This window comes from Gilliamella sp. B3892 (assembly GCF_026536305.1).
GTDB lineage: Bacteria > Pseudomonadota > Gammaproteobacteria > Enterobacterales > Orbaceae > Gilliamella.
This window is the reverse complement of sequence record NZ_JAFNOK010000001.1, coordinates 208,397-228,979: the sequence shown is the minus strand read 5'-3', so window position 1 is coordinate 228,979 and position 20,583 is coordinate 208,397. Positions and strand designations below refer to the sequence as shown.

The 20,583-nt window shown below is 37.0% G+C and carries 16 protein-coding genes and 4 tRNA genes; 11 read left to right on the top strand and 9 right to left on the bottom strand.

The window, feature by feature from the left end:
- Position 1 precedes the first annotated feature (1 nt).
- Entirely contained in the window at positions 2-1,738 is a 1,737-nt protein-coding gene (pabB, locus tag J3U74_RS01010; protein ID WP_267329957.1) for an aminodeoxychorismate synthase component I, read from the top strand.
- 66 nt (positions 1,739-1,804) lie between these two features.
- Here pabB and J3U74_RS01005 read toward each other — a convergent pair whose 3' ends face one another.
- Genes J3U74_RS01005 through J3U74_RS00995 form a run of 3 tightly spaced genes read right to left on the bottom strand, consistent with a single transcriptional unit; the run spans position 1,805 to position 5,283 of the window.
- Complete coding sequence (locus J3U74_RS01005) at positions 1,805-2,389, bottom strand: PqiC family protein (protein ID WP_220217974.1); 585 nt, start codon at positions 2,387-2,389, stop codon at positions 1,805-1,807.
- The gene (gene pqiB / locus J3U74_RS01000) at positions 2,382-4,025 is read right to left on the bottom strand and encodes an intermembrane transport protein PqiB (RefSeq protein WP_267329956.1); all 1,644 of its coding nucleotides are present in this window, start codon (positions 4,023-4,025) and stop codon (positions 2,382-2,384) included. Before pqiB ends, J3U74_RS01005 begins: the two co-directional genes overlap by 8 nt.
- Before the next feature lie 10 nt (positions 4,026-4,035).
- A complete protein-coding gene (locus J3U74_RS00995) occupies positions 4,036-5,283 on the bottom strand; it encodes a PqiA/YebS family transporter subunit (protein WP_267329955.1) in 1,248 nt (415 codons plus the stop codon).
- 518 nt (positions 5,284-5,801) lie between these two features.
- Between J3U74_RS00995 and recA the strand changes: the two genes are divergently transcribed.
- The 8 genes from recA to J3U74_RS00955 all read left to right on the top strand — a co-directional run bounded on the left by recA (position 5,802) and on the right by J3U74_RS00955 (position 11,030).
- A complete protein-coding gene (gene recA, locus J3U74_RS00990; protein WP_220217977.1) occupies positions 5,802-6,845 on the top strand; it encodes a recombinase RecA in 1,044 nt (347 codons plus the stop codon).
- A 2-nt stretch (positions 6,846-6,847) separates the two neighbouring features.
- Positions 6,848-7,348, top strand: coding sequence for a regulatory protein RecX (locus tag J3U74_RS00985; protein ID WP_267329954.1), 501 nt, complete (start codon positions 6,848-6,850; stop codon positions 7,346-7,348).
- Between the two features lie 204 nt (positions 7,349-7,552).
- A complete protein-coding gene (gene alaS, locus J3U74_RS00980; protein WP_267329953.1) occupies positions 7,553-10,186 on the top strand; it encodes an alanine--tRNA ligase in 2,634 nt (877 codons plus the stop codon).
- A gap of 140 nt (positions 10,187-10,326) precedes the next feature.
- A complete protein-coding gene (csrA, locus tag J3U74_RS00975) occupies positions 10,327-10,527 on the top strand; it encodes a carbon storage regulator CsrA (RefSeq protein WP_220217980.1) in 201 nt (66 codons plus the stop codon).
- 121 nt (positions 10,528-10,648) lie between these two features.
- A tRNA-Ser gene (locus J3U74_RS00970) sits at positions 10,649-10,741 on the top strand.
- Between the two features lie 20 nt (positions 10,742-10,761).
- A tRNA-Arg gene (locus J3U74_RS00965) sits at positions 10,762-10,838 on the top strand.
- 18 nt (positions 10,839-10,856) lie between these two features.
- A tRNA-Arg gene (locus J3U74_RS00960) sits at positions 10,857-10,933 on the top strand.
- A 20-nt stretch (positions 10,934-10,953) separates the two neighbouring features.
- Positions 10,954-11,030: transfer RNA gene (locus J3U74_RS00955), tRNA-Arg, on the top strand.
- A 496-nt stretch (positions 11,031-11,526) separates the two neighbouring features.
- Here the strand turns inward: J3U74_RS00955 and J3U74_RS00950 are convergent.
- Positions 11,527-11,808, bottom strand: a complete 282-nt coding sequence (locus J3U74_RS00950; RefSeq protein ID WP_267329952.1) for a DUF4190 domain-containing protein — start codon at positions 11,806-11,808, stop codon at positions 11,527-11,529.
- A gap of 593 nt (positions 11,809-12,401) precedes the next feature.
- Between J3U74_RS00950 and serS the strand changes: the two genes are divergently transcribed.
- Positions 12,402-13,694 (top strand): serine--tRNA ligase, encoded by a 1,293-nt coding sequence (gene serS, locus J3U74_RS00945; protein ID WP_220217982.1) that lies wholly within the window; start codon positions 12,402-12,404, stop codon positions 13,692-13,694.
- A gap of 78 nt (positions 13,695-13,772) precedes the next feature.
- Positions 13,773-14,669 (top strand): EamA family transporter RarD, encoded by an 897-nt coding sequence (rarD, locus tag J3U74_RS00940; RefSeq protein WP_267329951.1) that lies wholly within the window; start codon positions 13,773-13,775, stop codon positions 14,667-14,669.
- 52 nt (positions 14,670-14,721) lie between these two features.
- Here rarD and pflA read toward each other — a convergent pair whose 3' ends face one another.
- From pflA to J3U74_RS00915, 5 genes are all read right to left on the bottom strand, one after another.
- Entirely contained in the window at positions 14,722-15,480 is a 759-nt protein-coding gene (gene pflA, locus J3U74_RS00935) for a pyruvate formate lyase 1-activating protein (RefSeq protein WP_267329950.1), read from the bottom strand.
- Between the two features lie 274 nt (positions 15,481-15,754).
- On the bottom strand, positions 15,755-18,037 hold the full coding sequence (gene pflB, locus J3U74_RS00930; protein WP_220217985.1) for a formate C-acetyltransferase: 2,283 nt from the start codon (positions 18,035-18,037) through the stop codon (positions 15,755-15,757).
- 64 nt (positions 18,038-18,101) lie between these two features.
- Positions 18,102-18,950: a formate transporter FocA gene (gene focA, locus J3U74_RS00925; protein WP_220217986.1), complete on the bottom strand. Its 849-nt coding sequence runs from the start codon at positions 18,948-18,950 to the stop codon at positions 18,102-18,104.
- 200 nt (positions 18,951-19,150) lie between these two features.
- Complete coding sequence (mltC, locus tag J3U74_RS00920; protein ID WP_220217987.1) at positions 19,151-20,221, bottom strand: membrane-bound lytic murein transglycosylase MltC; 1,071 nt, start codon at positions 20,219-20,221, stop codon at positions 19,151-19,153.
- A gap of 8 nt (positions 20,222-20,229) precedes the next feature.
- On the bottom strand, positions 20,230-20,499 hold the full coding sequence (locus J3U74_RS00915; protein WP_220217988.1) for an oxidative damage protection protein: 270 nt from the start codon (positions 20,497-20,499) through the stop codon (positions 20,230-20,232).
- Positions 20,500-20,583 lie beyond the last annotated feature (84 nt).

Genomic DNA, 20,583 nt, shown 5'->3' with positions numbered 1-20,583 from the left:
TATGAAAATTTATATCGATTTTGAAGGCGAGCGTCGTTATTTTTGCGATCCGATCAAAATAGTTAAAACCGATAATCCCAACGCTATCAAACAACAGATTGATGAGATCGAAAAGTTTACCGATCAAGGTTATTATGCGGTTGGCTATCTGGCTTATGAAAGTGCGACAGGTTTTAATTTGGCAATGAAAACCAAATCCCCTTGTAAGCATGATGCCCCTCTTGTGCTATTTGGTATTTTTGACGGCTATAGTACCCAACAACCACCCTATTTTGATGACTATACCCCGCCTGCGTTTGACTTAGTCAGTGATACCACGATTGATCAATATCAGCAAAAAATAGATTATATTCGACAGCAAATCGCCTCCGGCAATACTTATCAAACTAACTATACGATTAAATTAACTGCCCCGTTTAATGATAACCCTATTGATTATTATCATTTTTTGCAAAAAAATAACCATGCCGGTTATTGTGCTTATATCGAATTTGATAATTATTGTATTTTATCCATTTCGCCGGAGCTTTTTTTTAAGTTAGATAAGCAAACTATCACCACCAAACCGATGAAGGGAACAACCCCAAGAGGCATGAGTTATCAACACGATGAGCAACAATTAGCGCTGTTGATGTCAGATAAAAATCAAGCTGAAAATATGATGATAGTTGATTTACTGCGCAATGATTTAAGCCAAATTTCCAGACCCGGTACCGTTCACGTACCTAAGCTGTTTACCGCCGAGAAATATCCAACGGTTTGGCAGCTAACCTCCACCGTTGAAGGCCAATTAAAGCCGCAGACCAATTTATATCAAATCTTTCAAGCGCTATTTCCTTGTGGCTCAATTACCGGCGCCCCCAAAACCAGCACCATGCAAATTATTGCTAATATTGAAAACTCAGCACGAGGCGTTTACTGTGGCACTATTGGGTATATTGAACCGTTAAAAAATAAAGCCATATTTAATATTCCTATTCGCACCTTAACCATACATGATGGGCAGTTACATTATGGCGTCGGCGGTGGGATCACCTGGGATTCAACATCACAAGATGAATATGACGAGGTTTTGGCTAAAAGCGCCATTTTAACTCGCACCGCTTGCACACCGGACGCGATTATTGAGTCATTATTGCTTGAAAACGGACAAATTTGGTTGCCCGATGAGCATTTAACCCGCTTAACTCAGTCTGCGCATTATTTCGACTTTAACTGTGATATTACCGATATCAAACAGCAACTGGCTCAGATTGCTAATAGTTATGCTCAAGGTCGCTATAAATTGCGTATCGAGCAACCTGCACAAGGCAATGCTTTGATCACTATCGATGCTATATCGGCGCCAATGCAGATCAATAAGCTGGCTTTTGCGCCACAGTGCGTCAATAGCAATAATGTTTATCTTTATCATAAAACCAGCAATCGCCACCATTTCCCGACGTTATCAACAGGAAAAGAGTACATTAATTTCAACCAAAACGACGAGATAACCGAATTTGTCAATGGCAATATTGTTGTACTAATCAATCAACAATGGTTTACCCCTAAAATCAGTAGTGGACTGTTGCCGGGCACTATGCGGCAATACTATTTAGATAACCAAAAAATATTGGAAAAAACCATTAGTAAAAACGAACTATTGCAAGCCGAAAAAATCGCCTTTATTAATAGTGTCAGAAAGTGGGTCGAGATTGATAACAGCGTGTTTGAAGAGTTTAAAAAAGCGTACCGATAACAATTGAATGGATATTGATTAGGTAGCACATTCCGTCAATCACTTGACGGAATGTTTAGAGCTAGCTTATTGTCTAATCGAATTAGCAAAATCGAACTCGATATCTTGCCAACCTCTTGATAGGGCTTTAACTAATGCATCATAACCATTTCTTGTTAGTGGAACATGGCGCTCAAAAGCTTTAGTATAGAGTCTATCTCGGCTATCACCCACTACCCAGCGACCTTTTATCACTGCATCACCGGTATAACTACCGTAAAAAGCATCAATATAGAGTTTTACTCTAAGTGTTGGCGTTGCGATAGCTTGATTTGATACCAAATAATTTGGCAACAATCGCATTAAGTCTTGTTCTAAACGATCGCGTAATTGTTGCGAAAGTGTTGATACCCATAAATGGTTATTGGCAGTAACATAATTTATGTCTCTTGTTTGCAAAACAATGCCCGGTTTATTGAGAAAATCGGCAACTTCAACCGACTCAATCCACATAAAGTTTTTCTTGGTTTGCATAGTTTGGGTAAGCACATTACTAATGTTACTGGAAAGTTGATAATAACTCTTACCTATCGATTTCGATGAACAGCCGGCTAATAACCCGGTTGTCGTTAAACATGCCGTGACAACTAACGTCTTGATAAATTTATTCATTGTTTATTCCTCTTGCTTTAGGTTCTTCGTCTTTTTTATTTGGGGCTGAAAAAATCAACGCATTACTTTTACTGTTAAGCGTCTTAAGTAACGGTGTTAATTCATCCATAACCTGTTGAGCTTTTTGTAAACTCTCTTTCATCTGGTTATTCAGTTCTGAACCCGGTTGCAATCCTTTCATGGTTTCATTTAAAGACCGTATTGTCTTTTGTAACTCTTTTGGCATATTTTGCATCTCTTTACTCGCCATAATTTTATTTAATGAATCCATTAAACGCTGGCTTGACGCTAAAGATTGATTAAACTCAGTCATGGTGTTATTGAGTGGTAAATTATTAAAATTATCCAACAGATGCAATATTTTAGCTTGTATTTGAGCAAATCCGGTCGACGTTGCTTCAATGGTATCATAACCATATTGATGCGCTAAATTTGGATCGTATTTATCTTTTAAGTCAGGATAAAAATCCAAATCAATATACAGCGCACCAGTGAACATGTTTGAGGTTTTCAATGAAGCTCTTAAACCATTTTTTTGCTCTTCAATAATCAAATTGGCAATGTCAATTTTATCATCGACTAATTCCGATAAACGATCCGGCTCTATTCTAATTAACACTGGCACTTTTTGATTTAAAATTGACGTGCTTTTCAACATATCCGGGGTATAAAACGGAACTTTGCTCACGGTACCAAGTCTTATACCATGATACTCAACGGATGTTCCTTCAGATAATCCCGATATTGAATCATTAAGCATGATAAGAAACTCTTTATAATTGGTATATTGAGAATCTTGAATTGATTTTTTACCTTCATACAATTTATACACATCGTACTGCTTAGCCGGGTCGCCTAATTTTGCGCCGTCAGGTAAGTCAAAACTAATACCACCGGACATAAGGACATCTAAAGAAGGTAAATCAAGGCTGGCACCTTGAGAAGATAACGAGAAATTAACGCCCCCTTCTTTCCAAAATCTGACATTTTCGGTTACTAACGAGTCATAAGGTGTAGTGATAAAAACTTGATATTTCATTCTTCGGTTTTCGACATCAAATTCAGAGGTTTCGACATTACCAACACGATAACCTTTAAACATCACCGAAGCACCACGAGGAACAACCCCATTTTGATCGCTCTCTAAATATAATCGAATGCCTTTTATACTTGGGTCAGATAACGGCGGGTTATCAGATAGGATAAAAGGATTATTTTTGAAACTATGCGTATCATTGCCAGCGGCTAATTCAATATAGACGCCCGATAAAATAGTACCTAAGCCGGTCACACCATCGCGACCAATTTCGGGTTTAACCACCCAAAAGATAGAATCATTTTTTAACAAAGGTTCCATATCATTATAGATACGACCTTTGATGACAACTTGTTTAAAATCGTCAGACAGGGTAACTTCATCGACAATACCCACATCGACACTCCGATTTTTTATCACCGTTTTACCGGCCACAATGCCACTTGCATCTTTTGCCAGTAAAGTAAAAGAGGTGCCTCGGTCAGCAAAATGAGAATAGATAATCCAAAGCCCAACAATGGCTGTAACAATAGGAATAATCCATATTGCTGAAATGGCTCTAATTTTAATAATTTTTGCTGATTTACTTGTTGTTACCATATTGTTCCTATTATTTTATTTTTTTATCGGTGTGATCCCAAATTAAACGAGGATCAAACTTTTGCGATGCGATCATAGTAATAATGACCACCGTTGCAAAAAAAGTCACACCAATATCGGGATAAACGCCCATCATTTGTTGGCTTCTGACTAATGAGCAGACGACTGATACAACAAAAATGTCAATCATTGACCATTTACCAATAAATTCAACCGCATTATATAATTTCTTCATTTTTAGGCAATCGTGTTTATTTTTATGTTTCACTGCTAAAGCAAAATAACAAAGCCAGCTTAATGATATGATCTTTAAAATGGGAATCACCACACTGGCGGTAAAAATCACCAAAGCAACAGGGATATCGCCCGCTTGCCACATATATATCACCCCATCCATAATGGTCGATGAAGATGACGAGCCAAACACGACAGTTATCATAATCCCAAATACATTCGCCGGGATGTAAATAATTAAAGAGGTAACCAATAGCGCTATTGTCCACTGTATTTTGCTTCGCCCTCTTAGTTCACTCTTTTGTTTACATCTTGGGCATTTAGCATAATGCGCCGGCAAAATAGCCTGACAACAGGTACAAAGTTTTAAATGTTGGCTAATACCGGTTTTGCCTGTCTTTAAGGTATCAGATGCAAAATTATTGGTAAGAATCTCATTCCAAATCGTTTCGGGCGTAAAAATAACCGTGGCTTTAATATAAAAAAAGACAAATAAACAAAACGCCCAAAAAGTCCCGGTTACACCGATATTGCCATAACTCATCAATTTAACAAAACTCACCAACACACCAGTCAGAAAAATTTCCGGCATACACCAGTGTTGAAATTTTTCATAAACGATTAGAAAATCTCGTTTACGATACTTTGTTAAAGTTAACTTCGAGCAAAGTAAAATAATAATTAATAAGTTTAATACAGGAAAAACTAATACGAAAAAAATAAACAGCGCTGAAATATAACTATATTTGTCTACATATAAGATCTGAGGAATGTCTAAAACACTCACGCCATTAAAATTACCGACTAATCGTATATCAATAAAGATAAAGCCGCAGGCGATAATAATCATAATTAAAGAACAAATTGCATACATGCTTGCTCGTAATTTCATCTGAATATTATTTTTGGCTAAGGTGGTATGACATCGCGGGCAAATGGCTTTGTGCCCCATACCAACATTTGTCAGTTCAATGACTAAATCACAATGCGAACATAAAGCATAATGTTGTTTATCAAAGACCATTATTTAATTTCATCTCTTAGATTGATATTTATATGTAAAGATATTTCAGAATAGTATAACGTTTATGTAGAAAACTGAATAATTAAATTTTATACAGCAATGAAGAGTGATCACCACTTTAATCGATTGTAAATGATTAAAACTTATTCACTCATCATATCAAATGGTGTTTTTTAAAGAAAGTGTTAACGGTAAAAATCGTCAAAATTGATTATTTTAGCTTGGTGATTATCGACCTTTTAGCTCATCCAATCTCATTACCAATAAAAGGTGACGGTTAAATGGCGTGTTGATAAATATTGTTACAATCACGGTCGTTCAAATTGTGGTAAAATGGTTCGATTTTCTACACGTAATATCCGTTAGCTTGTCAGATCACATATAGCCTGTCTCTCTATTAATCCCCTACTTCACCAATAAGCATTAACTAAATGATTAATGTGTATAAAAAAAGCTTGATACTGTATAACAATACAGTATAATATGCCTCATATCCTTACTCATTGGAATTTTATAATATGAATGAAAACAAACAACGTGCACTTTCAGCTGCATTAAGTCAAATCGAAAAACAATTTGGTAAAGGTTCAATTATGCGTTTAGGTGATACCCAAACGCTAGATGTTGATGCGGTTTCTACTGGCTCCTTAGGACTCGATATAGCACTAGGTATCGGTGGTTTGCCAATGGGTAGAATCGTTGAAATCTTTGGGCCAGAATCTTCCGGTAAAACAACACTAACCTTATCGGTTATTGCGCAAGCCCAAAAAGAAGGGAAAACATGTGCATTTATTGATGCTGAACATGCATTAGATCCAATTTATGCTGCTAAATTAGGCGTGCAAGTTGATGATCTATTAGTTTCACAACCTGATACTGGCGAACAAGCGCTAGAAATTTGTGATGCACTGGTTCGCTCTGGTGCTGTTGATGTCATTATTGTTGACTCCGTTGCTGCATTAACACCAAAAGCCGAAATCGAAGGCGAAATGGGTGACTCTCATATGGGCTTACAAGCAAGATTGATGTCTCAAGCATTACGAAAATTAACCGCCAATATTAAAAACGCCAACTGCTTAGTTGTTTTCATTAACCAAATTCGTATGAAAATCGGCGTTATGTTCGGTAATCCGGAAACAACAACGGGTGGTAATGCCCTAAAATTCTACGCCTCTGTGCGTTTAGATATCCGTCGTACCGGTGCTGTTAAAGAAGGCGAAGATGTGATTGGTAGTGATACCCGTGTCAAAGTCGTTAAAAATAAAGTGGCGGCGCCATTTAGACAAGCTGAATTCCAAATTCTTTATGGTTGTGGTATCTCCAAAGAAGGCGAATTAATTGATTTAGGTGTTAAACATAAATTAGTGGATAAAGCTGGTGCTTGGTACAGCTATAACGGTGAAAAAGTTGGTCAAGGTAAAGCTAATTCCATTAAGTTTTTACAAGAACACCCTGAAGTTGCTAACGAACTTGAAGCCAAACTTCGTGACTTATTACTCAACAGCCCAGCGGTATTTTCTGCTGACGACCAAGAGACAATAACCGAGGAAGAAAGCTTTTAATAATGGACCAAAAGCTCGATAAATCAATTTTAAATAAAGCTGTGCAATTACTTGCACAGCGTGATCACTCATCCTACGAATTAACCCAAAAACTCGTCTTGTTTTTTTCCCGAAAATTAAATCGTGATGATGAAGATTATCCGGAACTTAAACAGCAATTAAAACAAGAGGTTAGCCACACAATTGAATATTGCATTTGTCAAAATTGGATAAATGATACACAATATATCGAAAAATACATTACCATGCGCGCTAACAAAGGTTATGGCAGGCAAAAAATCGCAGTTGAGTTAAAACAACGTGGTTTACCAGAACAGGTAAGCCGTCAGCTTTTGAATGCATCGGATATTGATTGGGCAGCGCTGGCTTATCAACAATTACAGAAAAAGTTTAAACAAATCGATCTTAAAAATAATCTGCAAAAACAAAAAAGTATTCAGTTTTTAATTTACCGAGGTTATACACAAAGTGATGTAAAAACTATGTATACTTTATTGACTTAAATAAGTATAGTCCCTACAATACAACACATAAAACTAAGCCGTACCCATTACGAATAAAGCTCGCTAGATCATTTAATTTTATTCCTTATTTACTTATAAAAGTAACTAGATCAACCGCTGTAATAAGAATATTTACTTTTCAACTTAAGTTGTAACGGGTATATTACTATGTTTAAAAATTTATCGTTTAATATGGAAGCATAAATGAAAAGTACTGCAGAAATTCGTCAAAGTTTTCTTGACTTTTTCCATAGCAAAGGACACGAAATTGTCGCAAGTAGTTCCCTTGTTCCACACAATGATCCAACTCTTTTATTTACAAATGCGGGAATGAATCAATTTAAAGATGTTTTTCTCGGTATTGATAAACGCCCTTATACCAGAGCAACGACATCACAACGTTGTGTTCGTGCAGGCGGTAAACATAATGATTTAGATAACGTTGGTTATACAGCTCGTCACCATACATTTTTTGAAATGCTTGGAAATTTTAGTTTCGGTGACTATTTTAAACGTGACGCAATCCATTTTGCCTGGGAATTATTAACCAGCAAACAGTGGTTTAATTTACCGAAAGAAAAACTAACCGTCACTGTTTATGCTACCGATGATGAAGCTTACGATATCTGGCAAAATGAGATTGGTGTACCACAAGAGCGCATAATTCGCATCGGCGATAACAAAGGTGCGCCGTATGCATCAGATAACTTCTGGCAAATGGGTGATACCGGCCCTTGTGGTCCTTGTACTGAAATTTTCTATGACCATGGCGATCATATTTATGGTGGCCCACCGGGTAGTGCCGATGAAGACGGTGACAGATTTATCGAGATTTGGAATCTGGTGTTTATGCAATTCAATCGCTTACCAGATGGCACCATGGAGCCACTACCTAAACCGTCGGTTGATACCGGCATGGGCTTAGAACGTATTGCCGCCGTTTTACAGCATGTCAATTCTAATTACGATATTGACCTGTTTAAAAAATTAATTAAAGATGCTGCTGAAATTATTCAGACCAACGATTTAGAAAGTAAATCATTACGTGTTATTGCCGACCATATTCGCTCTTGCGCGTTTTTAGTATCTGACGGTGTGGTGCCGTCTAATGAAGGTCGTGGTTACGTTTTACGCCGCATTATTCGCCGAGCAGTACGCCACGGGCATATGCTAGGTGCTAAAGATATATTCTTCTATAAATTAGTGAAATCACTAATTGAAGTTATGGGTAGTGCTGCGGTTGAGTTAGTCAAAAACCAAAAATTGGTTGAAGACACCCTTAAAATTGAAGAAGAACAGTTCTTAAAAACGCTTGAACGCGGTTTATTGATGTTAGATCAAGAACTAGGTAAAATCTCAGATTCTGTCTTACCTGGCGATGTGGCGTTTAAACTTTATGATACTTATGGATTCCCATTAGATTTAACGGCTGATGTTTGTCGAGAAAAAAATATCACTATCGATGAAGACGGATTTAATCGATGCATGGAAGAGCAACGTAAACGAGCTCGTGAATCAAGTTCTTTTAGTGTTGATTATAGTAACGTCATTAAGCTCGACGACCAAACAGAGTTTTTAGGTTACCAAGCCACAGAAGCATCCGGCAAAGTGATCGCAATTTTCCAAAATGGCCAAAAAGTTCAAAGTATTGATAGCGGCGAACAAGCCATTGTTGTTTTAGACAAAACGCCATTTTATGGCGAATCAGGCGGCCAAGTGGGTGATAAAGGCTTACTAACGGCTGCAAACCTTGAGTTTAAAGTTACCGACAGTCAAAAATATGGTAAAAGCATTGGCCATATAGGTAAGATCGTTAAAGGATCTTTAAAAGTTGGTGATATAGTGACTGCAGCTATTGATATTGAAATACGTGATCGTATTCGTCGTAATCATTCAGCAACACATTTACTGCAAGCAGCACTACAACAAATTTTAGGTAATCATGTTCATCAGAAAGGTTCATTAGTTAATGATAGCTATCTGCGTTTTGACTTTTCACATAATCAAGCCATTACGCCGGAGCAGATCACTGAAATTGAAAACCTTGTCAATCAACAAATACGTCGTAATTTGATAGTAGATATTGAATTAATGCCAATTCAAGATGCTAAAGATAGAGGTGCTATGGCGCTATTTGGTGAGAAGTATGAGGATATAGTTAGGGTTCTGACAATGGGTGATTTCTCAATTGAACTTTGTGGAGGAACACACGTAGATAGAACTGGAGATATAGGATTATTTAAAATAACTTCTGAATCAAGCATTGCATCAGGAGTACGTCGTATTGAGGCTACAACCGGTCAAAATGCGATGGATTATATTCACCATGAATCTCATTTGTTAACGCAAATTGGACAATTGGTAAAAAGTGATAAAGCAGCCTTATTATCACGAATTGAGCAAATGCTCGAACAAACAAAACTGTTAGAAAAAACCATTGAACAGTTAAAAGCACAAAAAGCTAGCCAACAAAGTGCGCAATTACTGGATCAATGCATAACAGTTAATAATAAAAATATACTAATTGCTAAACTTGATAACGTCGAAGCTAAATTATTACGCTCAATGATTGATGATCTTAAAAATCAATTAAAAACCGGTGTTATTATTTTAGCGGCTGTTAACGACGGTAAAATCAATTTAGCGGCTGGTGTTACCAATGACTTAATCGGTATTGTTAAAGCTGGCGAATTAGTTTCTCAATTAGCATTAAAAGTAGGTGGTAAGGGCGGTGGGCGGCCTGATTTCGCCCAAGCAGGTGGAATGGATCTTTCGGCGTTACCAGAAGCGTTATCTTCTGTAAAAAAGGAAATCAGTAATAAATTACAAGCAAGTTAGCCAGATATACTCAAGTGATTGTTAATTAAACATTGGGTATATTCTGTAAAATTCCGTCTTTCTGTCTTATTGATGGAAGGCTGACGAAGCTATATCTTAAAATTGTTTGGATATATACTTAACTGATATTAGGAGATCTAATGTTAATTTTAACTAGGAGAGTAGGTGAAACACTTATCATTGGTGACGATGTTGTTATTACCATTTTAGGCGTGAAGGGTAATCAGGTCAGAATTGGTATTAACGCACCTAAAGAAGTTTCTATTCATAGAGAAGAAATCTACAATAGAATTCATCAATCGCAAGACAAAAATGATGAATCTACTGAGCCCAAAGAGTAATATTGGGCAGGAAATAAACAACTAGCGCGCATAAGCGAAAAAATGTTTGACTTATTTTTTCTAGAACGTAATATGTGCGCCACACATTATGATTTTGTTCAAACATAATCGTAGTTGTTTTGGTGAGATGGCCGAGAGGCTGAAGGCGCTCCCCTGCTAAGGGAGTATGCGGTCAAAAGCTGCATCGAGGGTTCGAATCCCTCTCTCACCGCCATTTTTAAAAAATTAAAATATGCATCCGTAGCTCAGCTGGATAGAGTACCCGGCTACGAACCGGGCGGTCAGGGGTTCGAATCCCTTCGGATGCACCATTTTAAAAAATTCAAAACGCATCCGTAGCTCAGCTGGATAGAGTACCCGGCTACGAACCGGGCGGTCAGGGGTTCGAATCCCTTCGGATGCACCATTTTTTTTACGAACTTGCACGCATCCGTAGCTCAGCTGGATAGAGCACTCGGCTTCGAACCGAGCGGTCAGGGGTTCGAATCCCTTCGGGTGCGCCATTTAAGCATCCTAAAAACCTTCTTCAATTTATAATGCCAATTAAACGTTATATTGAATATCATAAAAGGTTATACTCATTAACAATGCTATTTACTTTTTATAGCTTATTAGGACTACAAACTATTTTAAAAACGTTGAATGCTATAAATCACTATACAAAGCTTTTTCTGTTTTACCTTAAATATTACCCTACCCGCTCTTAAAAAGCTTCGTACAAGCTTAAATTTTAAATTGGCAATAATAAAATTAAAGTACATCGACTTAAAAAAATAAAGTTATAAAAAGAACATCAAGGACAAACGAAAATAATTACTTAAAAGCTTTGTTTATACTTTCAATGATGAAATTAAAGAATTAAATATTGAGAAGCCAATATATTGAATATTTGATATGAAATGCATTTATCACTGAAACTGTTGGGTATTTATTAGAATACAATCTTGTATTTATAATAAACTGACGTTGTCAGCTTTTAATTCACCGTAACTTTATTCTTTATGCATGAGAAGAAATAACTGAAAGCATTACACTGCCTATTGCCAGAATGAACAAAAACCAAAATACAAGGGTAATGACTCCACAAACTATTCCTACCGTTGCAAAACCGGAACCCCTTTTATTACTAGCTTTTATATCACTCTTAGCAACTGCACTTAATACTATAGCTATAACAGCTAATATAATGCTTATATGACCGAGAGGAATTAGTGATATAATTCCACAAGTCATCCCAGCTATAGCTAAACCACTTATTACTTGATATTGTCGTTGATTCACTTATCTTTTGCTCCGTAAAGGTTTCGAAAAGTAAGACAAAATGTGACTAAGTATATTATTATCGGTTTAGCAGATCAATTCAAGATAGATTCCACTTTACCAATGCAAATGATAATAATTTATTTTTTCCATTAAATATTTTTATAAGATTTGGATCAGCAAAAGTATACATATAACATTAAATAAATGGGTTAAAAGTTGATTTACACTTTGAAATACAGAAAAATAGACTTCAACTACAGAATGTAGCATTGGTATTATAAATTTTACTAAAAAATGATTGTTAATAACTTGTATTTGTTTTTTCTTTTATGAATAATAGTCAAGATAAAATATTCAGCAGTATAAGTAAGAAAAAATAGTTTTATAAAAATTATTTTTATCCAATTGAACTACATAGATTGACGAACATCAGTTAGATTTTTTTGGGTGTACCGCTTCGGTTGAATCCCGATATAAATCGAGTATACTAAGCTCACATTTTAAATATTTATATTTAGTCTGCTTTTTTTATTTTAAATATACTCGTTGCTATAATAAAATAACCATTAAAGTAGATAGATACCTTTAATTAATCATAATGGACTTTTTTTATGTTGGACCCAAATTTACTTCGAAATGAATTGGATCTTGTCGCTAAAAAATTAGCACGTCGTGGATTTAAGTTAGATGTTGATACCCTAGGTCAACTAGAAGAGAAACGCAAAGTATTACAAGTTGAAACTGAAAGCTTACAAGCAGAGCGTAATGCTCGTTCTAAAGCTATTGGTGAAGCTAAAGCACGTGGCGAGGATATTACTGCCGTACGTGAAGAAGTGAATAAACTCGGCGATAAACTCAATACCGCTAAAGCAGAGCTTGAAATCCTGCTTAACCAAATCAAAGATATTGCCGCAAACATACCAAATATCCCTGATGATTCTGTGCCGGACGGTAAAGACGAAAATGATAACGTTGAGATCTCACGTTTTGGTACGCCAAGAACTTTCGACTTTCCTGTTCAAGACCATGTCGCATTAGGCGAGCGTTTTGGCGGTCTCGACTTTGCAGCAGGGGTTAAGCTTACCGGCGCACGCTTTGTTGTAATGCGTTCGCAAATTGCCCGTTTACATCGTGCGATTACTCAGTTCATGTTAGATCTGCACACTGAGCAACATGGCTACGCTGAAATCTATGTACCTTACCTTGTTAACAAAGCAACCCTATTTGGTACTGGTCAATTACCGAAATTTGCCGGTGATCTGTTCCATACGAAACCTTTAGATGAAGAGGCCGATAGCAGTAATTATGCATTAATTCCGACCGCAGAAGTGCCGGTAACTAACTTAGTGCGTGATGAGATACTTGATGAAAGCCAGCTTCCGATGAAAATGACTGCTCATACACCTTGTTTCCGTTCTGAAGCAGGCTCTTATGGCAAAGATACCCGTGGCTTAATTCGTATGCATCAGTTTGATAAAGTCGAACTTGTGCAAATTGTTAAACCGGAAGAATCAATGAAAGCTTTAGAAGAGCTGACAGCGCATGCGGAAAAGGTTTTGCAGCTACTTGAATTGCCATACCGTAAAATCGTATTGTGTACCGGTGATATGGGCTTTGGTTCATGCAAAACTTACGATCTTGAAGTTTGGGTACCGGCTCAAAACACTTATCGAGAAATCTCGTCTTGTTCTAATATGTGGGATTTCCAAGCTCGCCGAATGCAAGCTCGATATCGTAATAAAGCGGATAACAAAACCTATTTAGTCCATACCTTAAATGGCTCTGGATTAGCTGTTGGGCGTACCTTAGTGGCAATCATGGAAAACTACCAACAAGCAGACGGAAGCATTAAAGTTCCTTCTGTTTTAGTGCCATATATGAATGGTGTTGAAGTGATAGGTTAACCCTGTTATTTACTAAAAGTTTGCTTACTTCATTTTAGCGCTATTAATTAGCGCTATTTTTTTATGAAAGGTGAAAAAATGATTAAAGGTGTTGTTCTTTCAATACTCGCATCATGCCTTTTTGGCTTACTTTACTACTATCCGGTTTTACTACAGCCTCTTCCTGTGGTTGACATCTTTTGCTGGCGTTTATTAACCTCGTTTCCAGCCATAGTAGTGTTAGTCTTTATTGAACACCAGTGGCCTGCAATTGGGGCTCTATTTAAGCGTATTAGAGAGCAACCGATGATTTTAGTCGGATTGATCTTTTCCTCCCTATTGTTAACTATTCAGATGTTAATTTTCATTTGGGCACCGCTTAATGGGCATGGATTATCGGCTTCTTTAGGTTATTTCTTATTACCATTAACCATGGTGATTTCAGGTCAGATTTTTTACCAGGAAAAACTCAGCTTTTTGCAAAAAATTGCTGTTTGCCTTGCTGCTATCGGCGTAGCCGTTGAAATCTATACCACAGGCGCATTTTCGTGGGAAACAGCAGTGGTTGCATTGGGTTACCCCATTTACTTTATTACACGCCGTAAATTGCAAATAGAAGGGATTTGTGGCACCTTTTCCGACTTCTTTTTTATATTTATTGGCTGCGTGATTTATTTCGCCTTTAATTACCCATTTAGCCAGATTGTGAGAGATATTACGCACTTTCACATTTTTATCCCAATGCTGGGGATCATTACTGCTATCGCTTTTGCTATGTACTTTTTAGCAAGACGACTATTACCTTTGGGATTATTTGGTTTGCTTGGATATGTTGAACCCGTTTTATTAACGCTTGTGTCAGTCCTATTTTTGCATGAATCGATCTCGGCACAACATATTATCTCTTACGGCTTTATTTGGTTGTCAGTATGTGTACTTGCGTTGGAGGGAACGATTTTTGTTTTGCGGGCAATAAAGCGTAAAAGAATTAAATAAAAAAGATAGCAACTAAAAAGGCACCCTAGCTGGTACCTTTTTTATTATCATGTTATTTACTAAATGTAACCGATTGACCATAACTTTCTATGATCTGTTGTATTCTGTCTAAGGTTTCTCGTGGTGGCGCCTCTACCCCTTCTAACTGATATTTATCCCCTATTGTATCCCATTTGTAAGCGCCCATTTTATGATAGGGTAATAACTCTACTCGCTCAATATTCTCCATACCTTGAATAAATTGCCCTAAAAGATGTGCTGAATTATCATCATCAGTCCACCCCGGAACGACCACATATCGTATCCATGTTCGCTTATTAATTTTTTGTAGATATTTAGCAAACTCAAGCACACGTTTATTAGGTACGCCAACTAGTTTCTGATGTATTTCATCATTGATTTGTTTAAGATCTAACATGACTAAGTCTGTCACTTCCATAAGTGCTTCAACTGTGTGATCTAACTGTCTTGCATAACCATTGGTATCTAAGCATGTATGAATACCTTCTTGATGACAAGCTTTAAACCATTCAGTGATAAACTCAGATTGTAGTGTCGCTTCGCCGCCAGAAGCGGTTACGCCCCCGCCATTAGGCATAATAAAACTTTTGTAAGTAACGATCTCTTTCATTAGTTCGTCAACAGTGACTTCACGGCCAGCTTTTAAATCCCAGGTATCACGGTTGTGGCAGTACAAGCAACGCATCAAGCAACCCTGAAAAAAAACAATGAAACGTATACCCGGCCCATCTACAGTACCAAATGACTCATAGGAGTGGATGCGACCTTTGATTGGTTGCTTTGTTGTCATAATAATATTTTGTTCCATAAAAGTTCTCTAGTAATTGCTCATATTACTTTTTTTATCGTTTTAGGTATTTTAACTCATATGATACTTTCTTACACCAATTGTATTAATCGGATAATCGCTTATTAAAACCAATGATGAAAATAACGCTCAATATCGGTTAAAAAACGCTATTTTTTTATAGCGTTGTTATGGTGTTTGCAAAGCTTAAGCTTATGCTGATAAAAAAATAGCGCCTTAATGAGGCGCTATTTCAAGTCAGTATCAGTTAACTAAATTACATTGACTGAGTAAAAGTACGTGTAATAACGTCTTTTTGTTGTTCTTTAGTTAATGAGTTAAAACGTACTGCATATCCAGAAACACGAATAGTTAATTGTGGATATTTTTCAGGATGTTCCATTGCATCTAATAATGTTTCACGGTTTAAAACGTTAACATTTAAGTGCTGACCACCTTCAACAGTTGCTTCGTGGTGGAAGTAACCATCCATTAAACCAGCTAAGTTACGTTTACGTGCACTATCATCTTTACCTAATGCATTTGGTACGATAGAGAAAGTATAAGAAATACCGTCTTTAGCATAAGCAAATGGTAGTTTAGCAACAGATGTTAATGAAGCAACCGCACCTTTTTGGTCACGTCCGTGCATTGGGTTAGCACCTGGTCCAAATGGTGCACCAGCACGACGACCGTCTGGAGTGTTACCTGTTTTCTTACCATAAACAACGTTTGAAGTAATGGTTAAAACAGATTGTGTAGGAATTGCATTACGATAAGTTTTAAGTTTTTGAATTTTCTTCATGAAACGTTCAACTAAATCAACTGCGATATCATCTACACGTGGATCGTTGTTACCGAATTGTGGGTATTCACCTTCGATTTCAAAATCTACAGCTAAACCGTCTTCATCACGAATCGTTTTCACTTTTGCATATTTAATAGCAGATAATGAGTCAGCAGCAACCGATAGACCAGCAATACCACATGCCATTGTACGAATAACGTCACGATCGTGTAGTGCCATTAATGATGCTTCGTAGCTGTATTTGTCATGCATATAGTGAATTGCATTTAGTGCAGTTACGTATTGTTTTGCTAACCAATCCATAAAGTGATCTAAACGAGCAAATACTTTGTCAAAATCAAGGTATTCGTCAGTGATTGGATCTTCTTTTGGTCCAACTTGCATTTTAAGTTTTTCGTCCACACCGCCATTGATTGCGTATAGAAGAGTTTTAGCAAGGTTGGCACGTGCGCCGAAGAATTGCATTTGTTTACCAACAATCATCGGGCTTACACAACATGCGATTGCATAGTCATCGTTATTAAAGTCAGGACGCATTAAATCATCATTTTCATATTGTAATGATGAGGTATCAATAGATACTTTAGATGCGAACTCTTTAAATCCACTTGGTAACTGTTCTGACCAAAGAATAGTCATGTTAGGCTCAGGTGAAGGACCCATTGTATATAGTGTATTTAAGAAACGGAATGAAGTTTTAGTAACTAAAGTACGTCCGTCAACACCCATACCTGCGATTGATTCAGTTGCCCAAATTGGGTCACCAGAGAATAATTCATCATATTCAGGCGTACGTAAGAAACGAACCATGCGTAATTTCATAACGAAATGGTCAACAATTTCTTGAGCGTCTTGTTCAGTAATTAAGCCTGCTTCAAGGTCACGTTGGAAGTAGATATCAAAGAATGTAGAAGTACGACCAAGAGACATTGCCGCACCGTTTTGAGATTTAACTGCCGCTAAGTAACCGAAGTATGTCCATTGCACCGCTTCTTGAGCTGTTTTAGCTGGACCAGAGATATCGTAGCCATATTTAGCTGCCATTTCTTTGATTTGACCAAGAGCACGATGTTGTTCAGCGATTTCTTCACGACGTTGCATAGTCATAGCTAAGTCAACACCATTTTCGAAATCAGCTTGTAATGAGTTGAATTGTGCAAATTTATCTTGCATTAAAAAGTCGATACCGTAAAGCGCAACACGACGGTAGTCACCAATGATACGACCACGACCATAAGCATCTGGAAGACCAGTGATAACACCTGATTTACGACAACGAAGGATATCCGGAGTATAGATGTCAAACACACCTTGGTTATGTGTTTTACGATAGTCAGTAAAGATTTTTTTGACTAATGGATCAAGCGTTCTGTTGTATGCTTTACAAGAATTCTCGATCATTTTGATTCCACCAAACGGGATAATCGCACGTTTTAATGGTTTTTCAGTTTGTAAGCCAACAATCTTTTCTAAATCTTTTTCAATGTAACCTGCATCATGAGCAGTAATTGTCGAAATAACACTTGTATCAAAATCCACAGGAGCATGGGTAGCATTTTCAACTTTAATGCCTTCCATTACCTTAGCCCATAACTTAGTTGTCGCATCCGTTGCGCCCGCTAAGAAAGACTCATCACCTTCATATGGCGTGTAGTTCTTTTGAATGAAATCGCGGACATTAACATTATTTTGCCAATCACCATCTTTAAATCCTTTCCAAGCAGTTGCTTGTACTTCGTTTAAATTACTCATAGTTTTTCACCTCAGGTTTACAAAAATATCTATCTACTCATACATAAGGGCAGATATTATAAAATCAATGTGGCTTACGTAAATATAAAGCCCAATAAGGTAGCGCTACTGCTAAACCACCCAAAATATTCCCGATTGTCACAGGAATTAAATTATTCAATATAAAATGCTCAACTGTTAATTCTTTAAACGCATCGGGTGAAACGCCAACTGCCGTCCAAAACTCAGGAGAAGCAAAATTATTAATCACAATACCCATAGGGATCATAAACATATTGGCAATACTATGTTCAAAACCACTTGCAACAAACATCGCCACCGGTAATACCATGATTAACATCTTATCTAATAAACTGCGACCAGCATAACTCATCCAAGCCGCTAAACACACCATTAAGTTAGCAAGTAAGCCCAGAAATACGGCTTCAACAAATGTGTGATGTAATTTATGATCAGCGGTCTGTAGTACATTTAAACCCCACAATCCGTTAGCTACCATATACTGTCCGGAAAACCAGATAACTGCAACAAACAGTATAGCACCAATAAAGTTACCAATATACACAAAAATCCAATTGCGTATCATTTTAAACCAACTGACTTTGTGCGTCATTCTCGGCAAAATTGTCAGTACGGTAGAAGTAAAAAGATCAGCGCCACAACAAACAACAAGCATCAGTCCTAACGAGAAACAGATACCACCAACCAATTTGGCTAAACCAAAAGCAACGGTTGCCGTTCCGGTTGTAACAGTGATATAAAAAACAAAAGCGATTGAAATGAAAACACCGGCAATGATGGCTGAAAGAATTGTGCTACTAGGGTGTTTATTTACTTTGTAATTGCCAATCTCTTCGGCAATTTGGGTCATTTGTGCGGGAGATAACGAGTCCACAAGCTTATCATTACTCAAGTTGACATCCTCAAAAAAACTAGGGTTTTATGAGACGCATAGTATACTCAAAATTTGAAGCAGATCACGTTTTTTTTGTTAAAAAACTTTAAAACTTAAAAAAACATTGTGAGAGCGAAAATCAAGGCTCAACCGCATAACCACCTTATCTAACCATGATTAGGGAAGATAAAATGGCTTACGGCGATTACTAGCAAAGATTATCTATTGTCGAGTATCTTACTGACTTTTATTAAATAGTTACGTGACTCTTGAGATACGTGCGATGTTACCAGTTTTCGATACACTTGTTGTGGGGTCATTGAGTTAATTATATTAATAGCCTCATTACGATCACTTGAGAAAGTTCTTAATACACTTCCTGCACCACCATTGTAAGATGTGATCATGGCATATCTTAATGAGATAGGATTATTAATACCGGCTAAATATTTCGTTTTCAGCAATGACAAATAAGCTGTTCCCATATCGACATTATTACGAGGGTCAAGTAAATATTGTCGGCTCGGTTCACCCGATTTACCCCGTAACTTGAAGATATCACGACCAGCGGTATGTTGTTGAACTTGCATAAGCCCTAGCGCATCAGTTCGACTTACCGCAAATGGGTTAAATGCTGATTCAACTTCCATAATAGCTAAAATTAATCGCTCATCAATTAAGTAGCGGTTAGAAGCTTGAGTGACAAGCGGTAGGAATTTTCGAGCACGTTGGTTGATATGGTTGGGAACGAGTTTAATTTCAACGTAAGTGATTCTATGTGAACCGGAGTTACGGGTTTTCATGTTATTGCTTATCAGATAATCAGCAAAACTATTGGCTCGCCCGCTCCAACGTATTGGTTGGCGATCTTGGTCTAATACCTGATTATATAAAAAGGGTTCTTCTGATAAATCTTGGCTAACTTTATCTCGTCGAATAATCTCGACCGGTTCAGGCATCAATAGTGTTGAGACAATTGCCTCTTTTAAATTAATTTCCGGCGTATCGGATAACGTTTCAATGGTAATAACGCCGGAAACAAAGTTAATATGCACCCGTGTTCTTAAATTATCTTCATATTGCACATAATCTTTGGGCCCAGCAATAAGCACTTCTTTTGGTCCCCAAATCTGTTCTATATTATTCGCATATTGACTTATTAAGATATTAAATGCATTGGTATCTTTAACATAATAATCTTCATCTTCTTTCTTTGAATTAGGACCGGGACAAGCGGTTAAAAGACTTACTGTTACCAGCAGTGTAATGATTTTTATTTTATTTTTCATGTTAGCTCTCAATGTTCTGGTTTATACCCATCAATAACGACATCTTCACCTTCAAATAAAAACTTAACCATTTCAGATTCAATTTTTTTACGATGCTCAGCATTCATCATATTAAGTTTGTTTTCGTTAATTAACATTGTTTGTTTTTTAAGCCATTCTTGCCAAGCTGTTTTGGAAATCTCATTGTAGATACGTTTACCAAGCTCACCAGGATAGAGCTGAAAGTCTAAGCCTTCGGCATCTTTTTTTAAATAATGACAATAAATAATACGACTCATATTTAATCCTGTTTTAGAAACTATTATTTGTTAAGCGCTGATTATAACCGAAAATAAATCGAGAAAAGAATAAAATTATTTAAT

What these genes read in the sequence shown, in the direction of transcription:
- serS (WP_220217982.1), top strand. Translation starts at nt 12,402, where the DNA reads ATGTTGGACCCAAATTTACTTCGAAATGAATTGGATCTTGTCGCTAAA.
- J3U74_RS01005 (WP_220217974.1), bottom strand. Translation starts at nt 2,389, where the DNA reads ATGAATAAATTTATCAAGACGTTAGTTGTCACGGCATGTTTAACGACA.
- pabB (WP_267329957.1), top strand. Translation starts at nt 2, where the DNA reads ATGAAAATTTATATCGATTTTGAAGGCGAGCGTCGTTATTTTTGCGAT.
- recA (WP_220217977.1), top strand. Translation starts at nt 5,802, where the DNA reads ATGAATGAAAACAAACAACGTGCACTTTCAGCTGCATTAAGTCAAATC.
- csrA (WP_220217980.1), top strand. Translation starts at nt 10,327, where the DNA reads ATGTTAATTTTAACTAGGAGAGTAGGTGAAACACTTATCATTGGTGAC.
- pqiB (WP_267329956.1), bottom strand. Translation starts at nt 4,025, where the DNA reads ATGGTAACAACAAGTAAATCAGCAAAAATTATTAAAATTAGAGCCATT.
- pflA (WP_267329950.1), bottom strand. Translation starts at nt 15,480, where the DNA reads ATGACAACAAAGCAACCAATCAAAGGTCGCATCCACTCCTATGAGTCA.
- J3U74_RS00985 (WP_267329954.1), top strand. Translation starts at nt 6,848, where the DNA reads ATGGACCAAAAGCTCGATAAATCAATTTTAAATAAAGCTGTGCAATTA.
- J3U74_RS00995 (WP_267329955.1), bottom strand. Translation starts at nt 5,283, where the DNA reads ATGGTCTTTGATAAACAACATTATGCTTTATGTTCGCATTGTGATTTA.
- mltC (WP_220217987.1), bottom strand. Translation starts at nt 20,221, where the DNA reads ATGAAAAATAAAATAAAAATCATTACACTGCTGGTAACAGTAAGTCTT.
- rarD (WP_267329951.1), top strand. Translation starts at nt 13,773, where the DNA reads ATGATTAAAGGTGTTGTTCTTTCAATACTCGCATCATGCCTTTTTGGC.
- J3U74_RS00915 (WP_220217988.1), bottom strand. Translation starts at nt 20,499, where the DNA reads ATGAGTCGTATTATTTATTGTCATTATTTAAAAAAAGATGCCGAAGGC.
- alaS (WP_267329953.1), top strand. Translation starts at nt 7,553, where the DNA reads ATGAAAAGTACTGCAGAAATTCGTCAAAGTTTTCTTGACTTTTTCCAT.
- pflB (WP_220217985.1), bottom strand. Translation starts at nt 18,037, where the DNA reads ATGAGTAATTTAAACGAAGTACAAGCAACTGCTTGGAAAGGATTTAAA.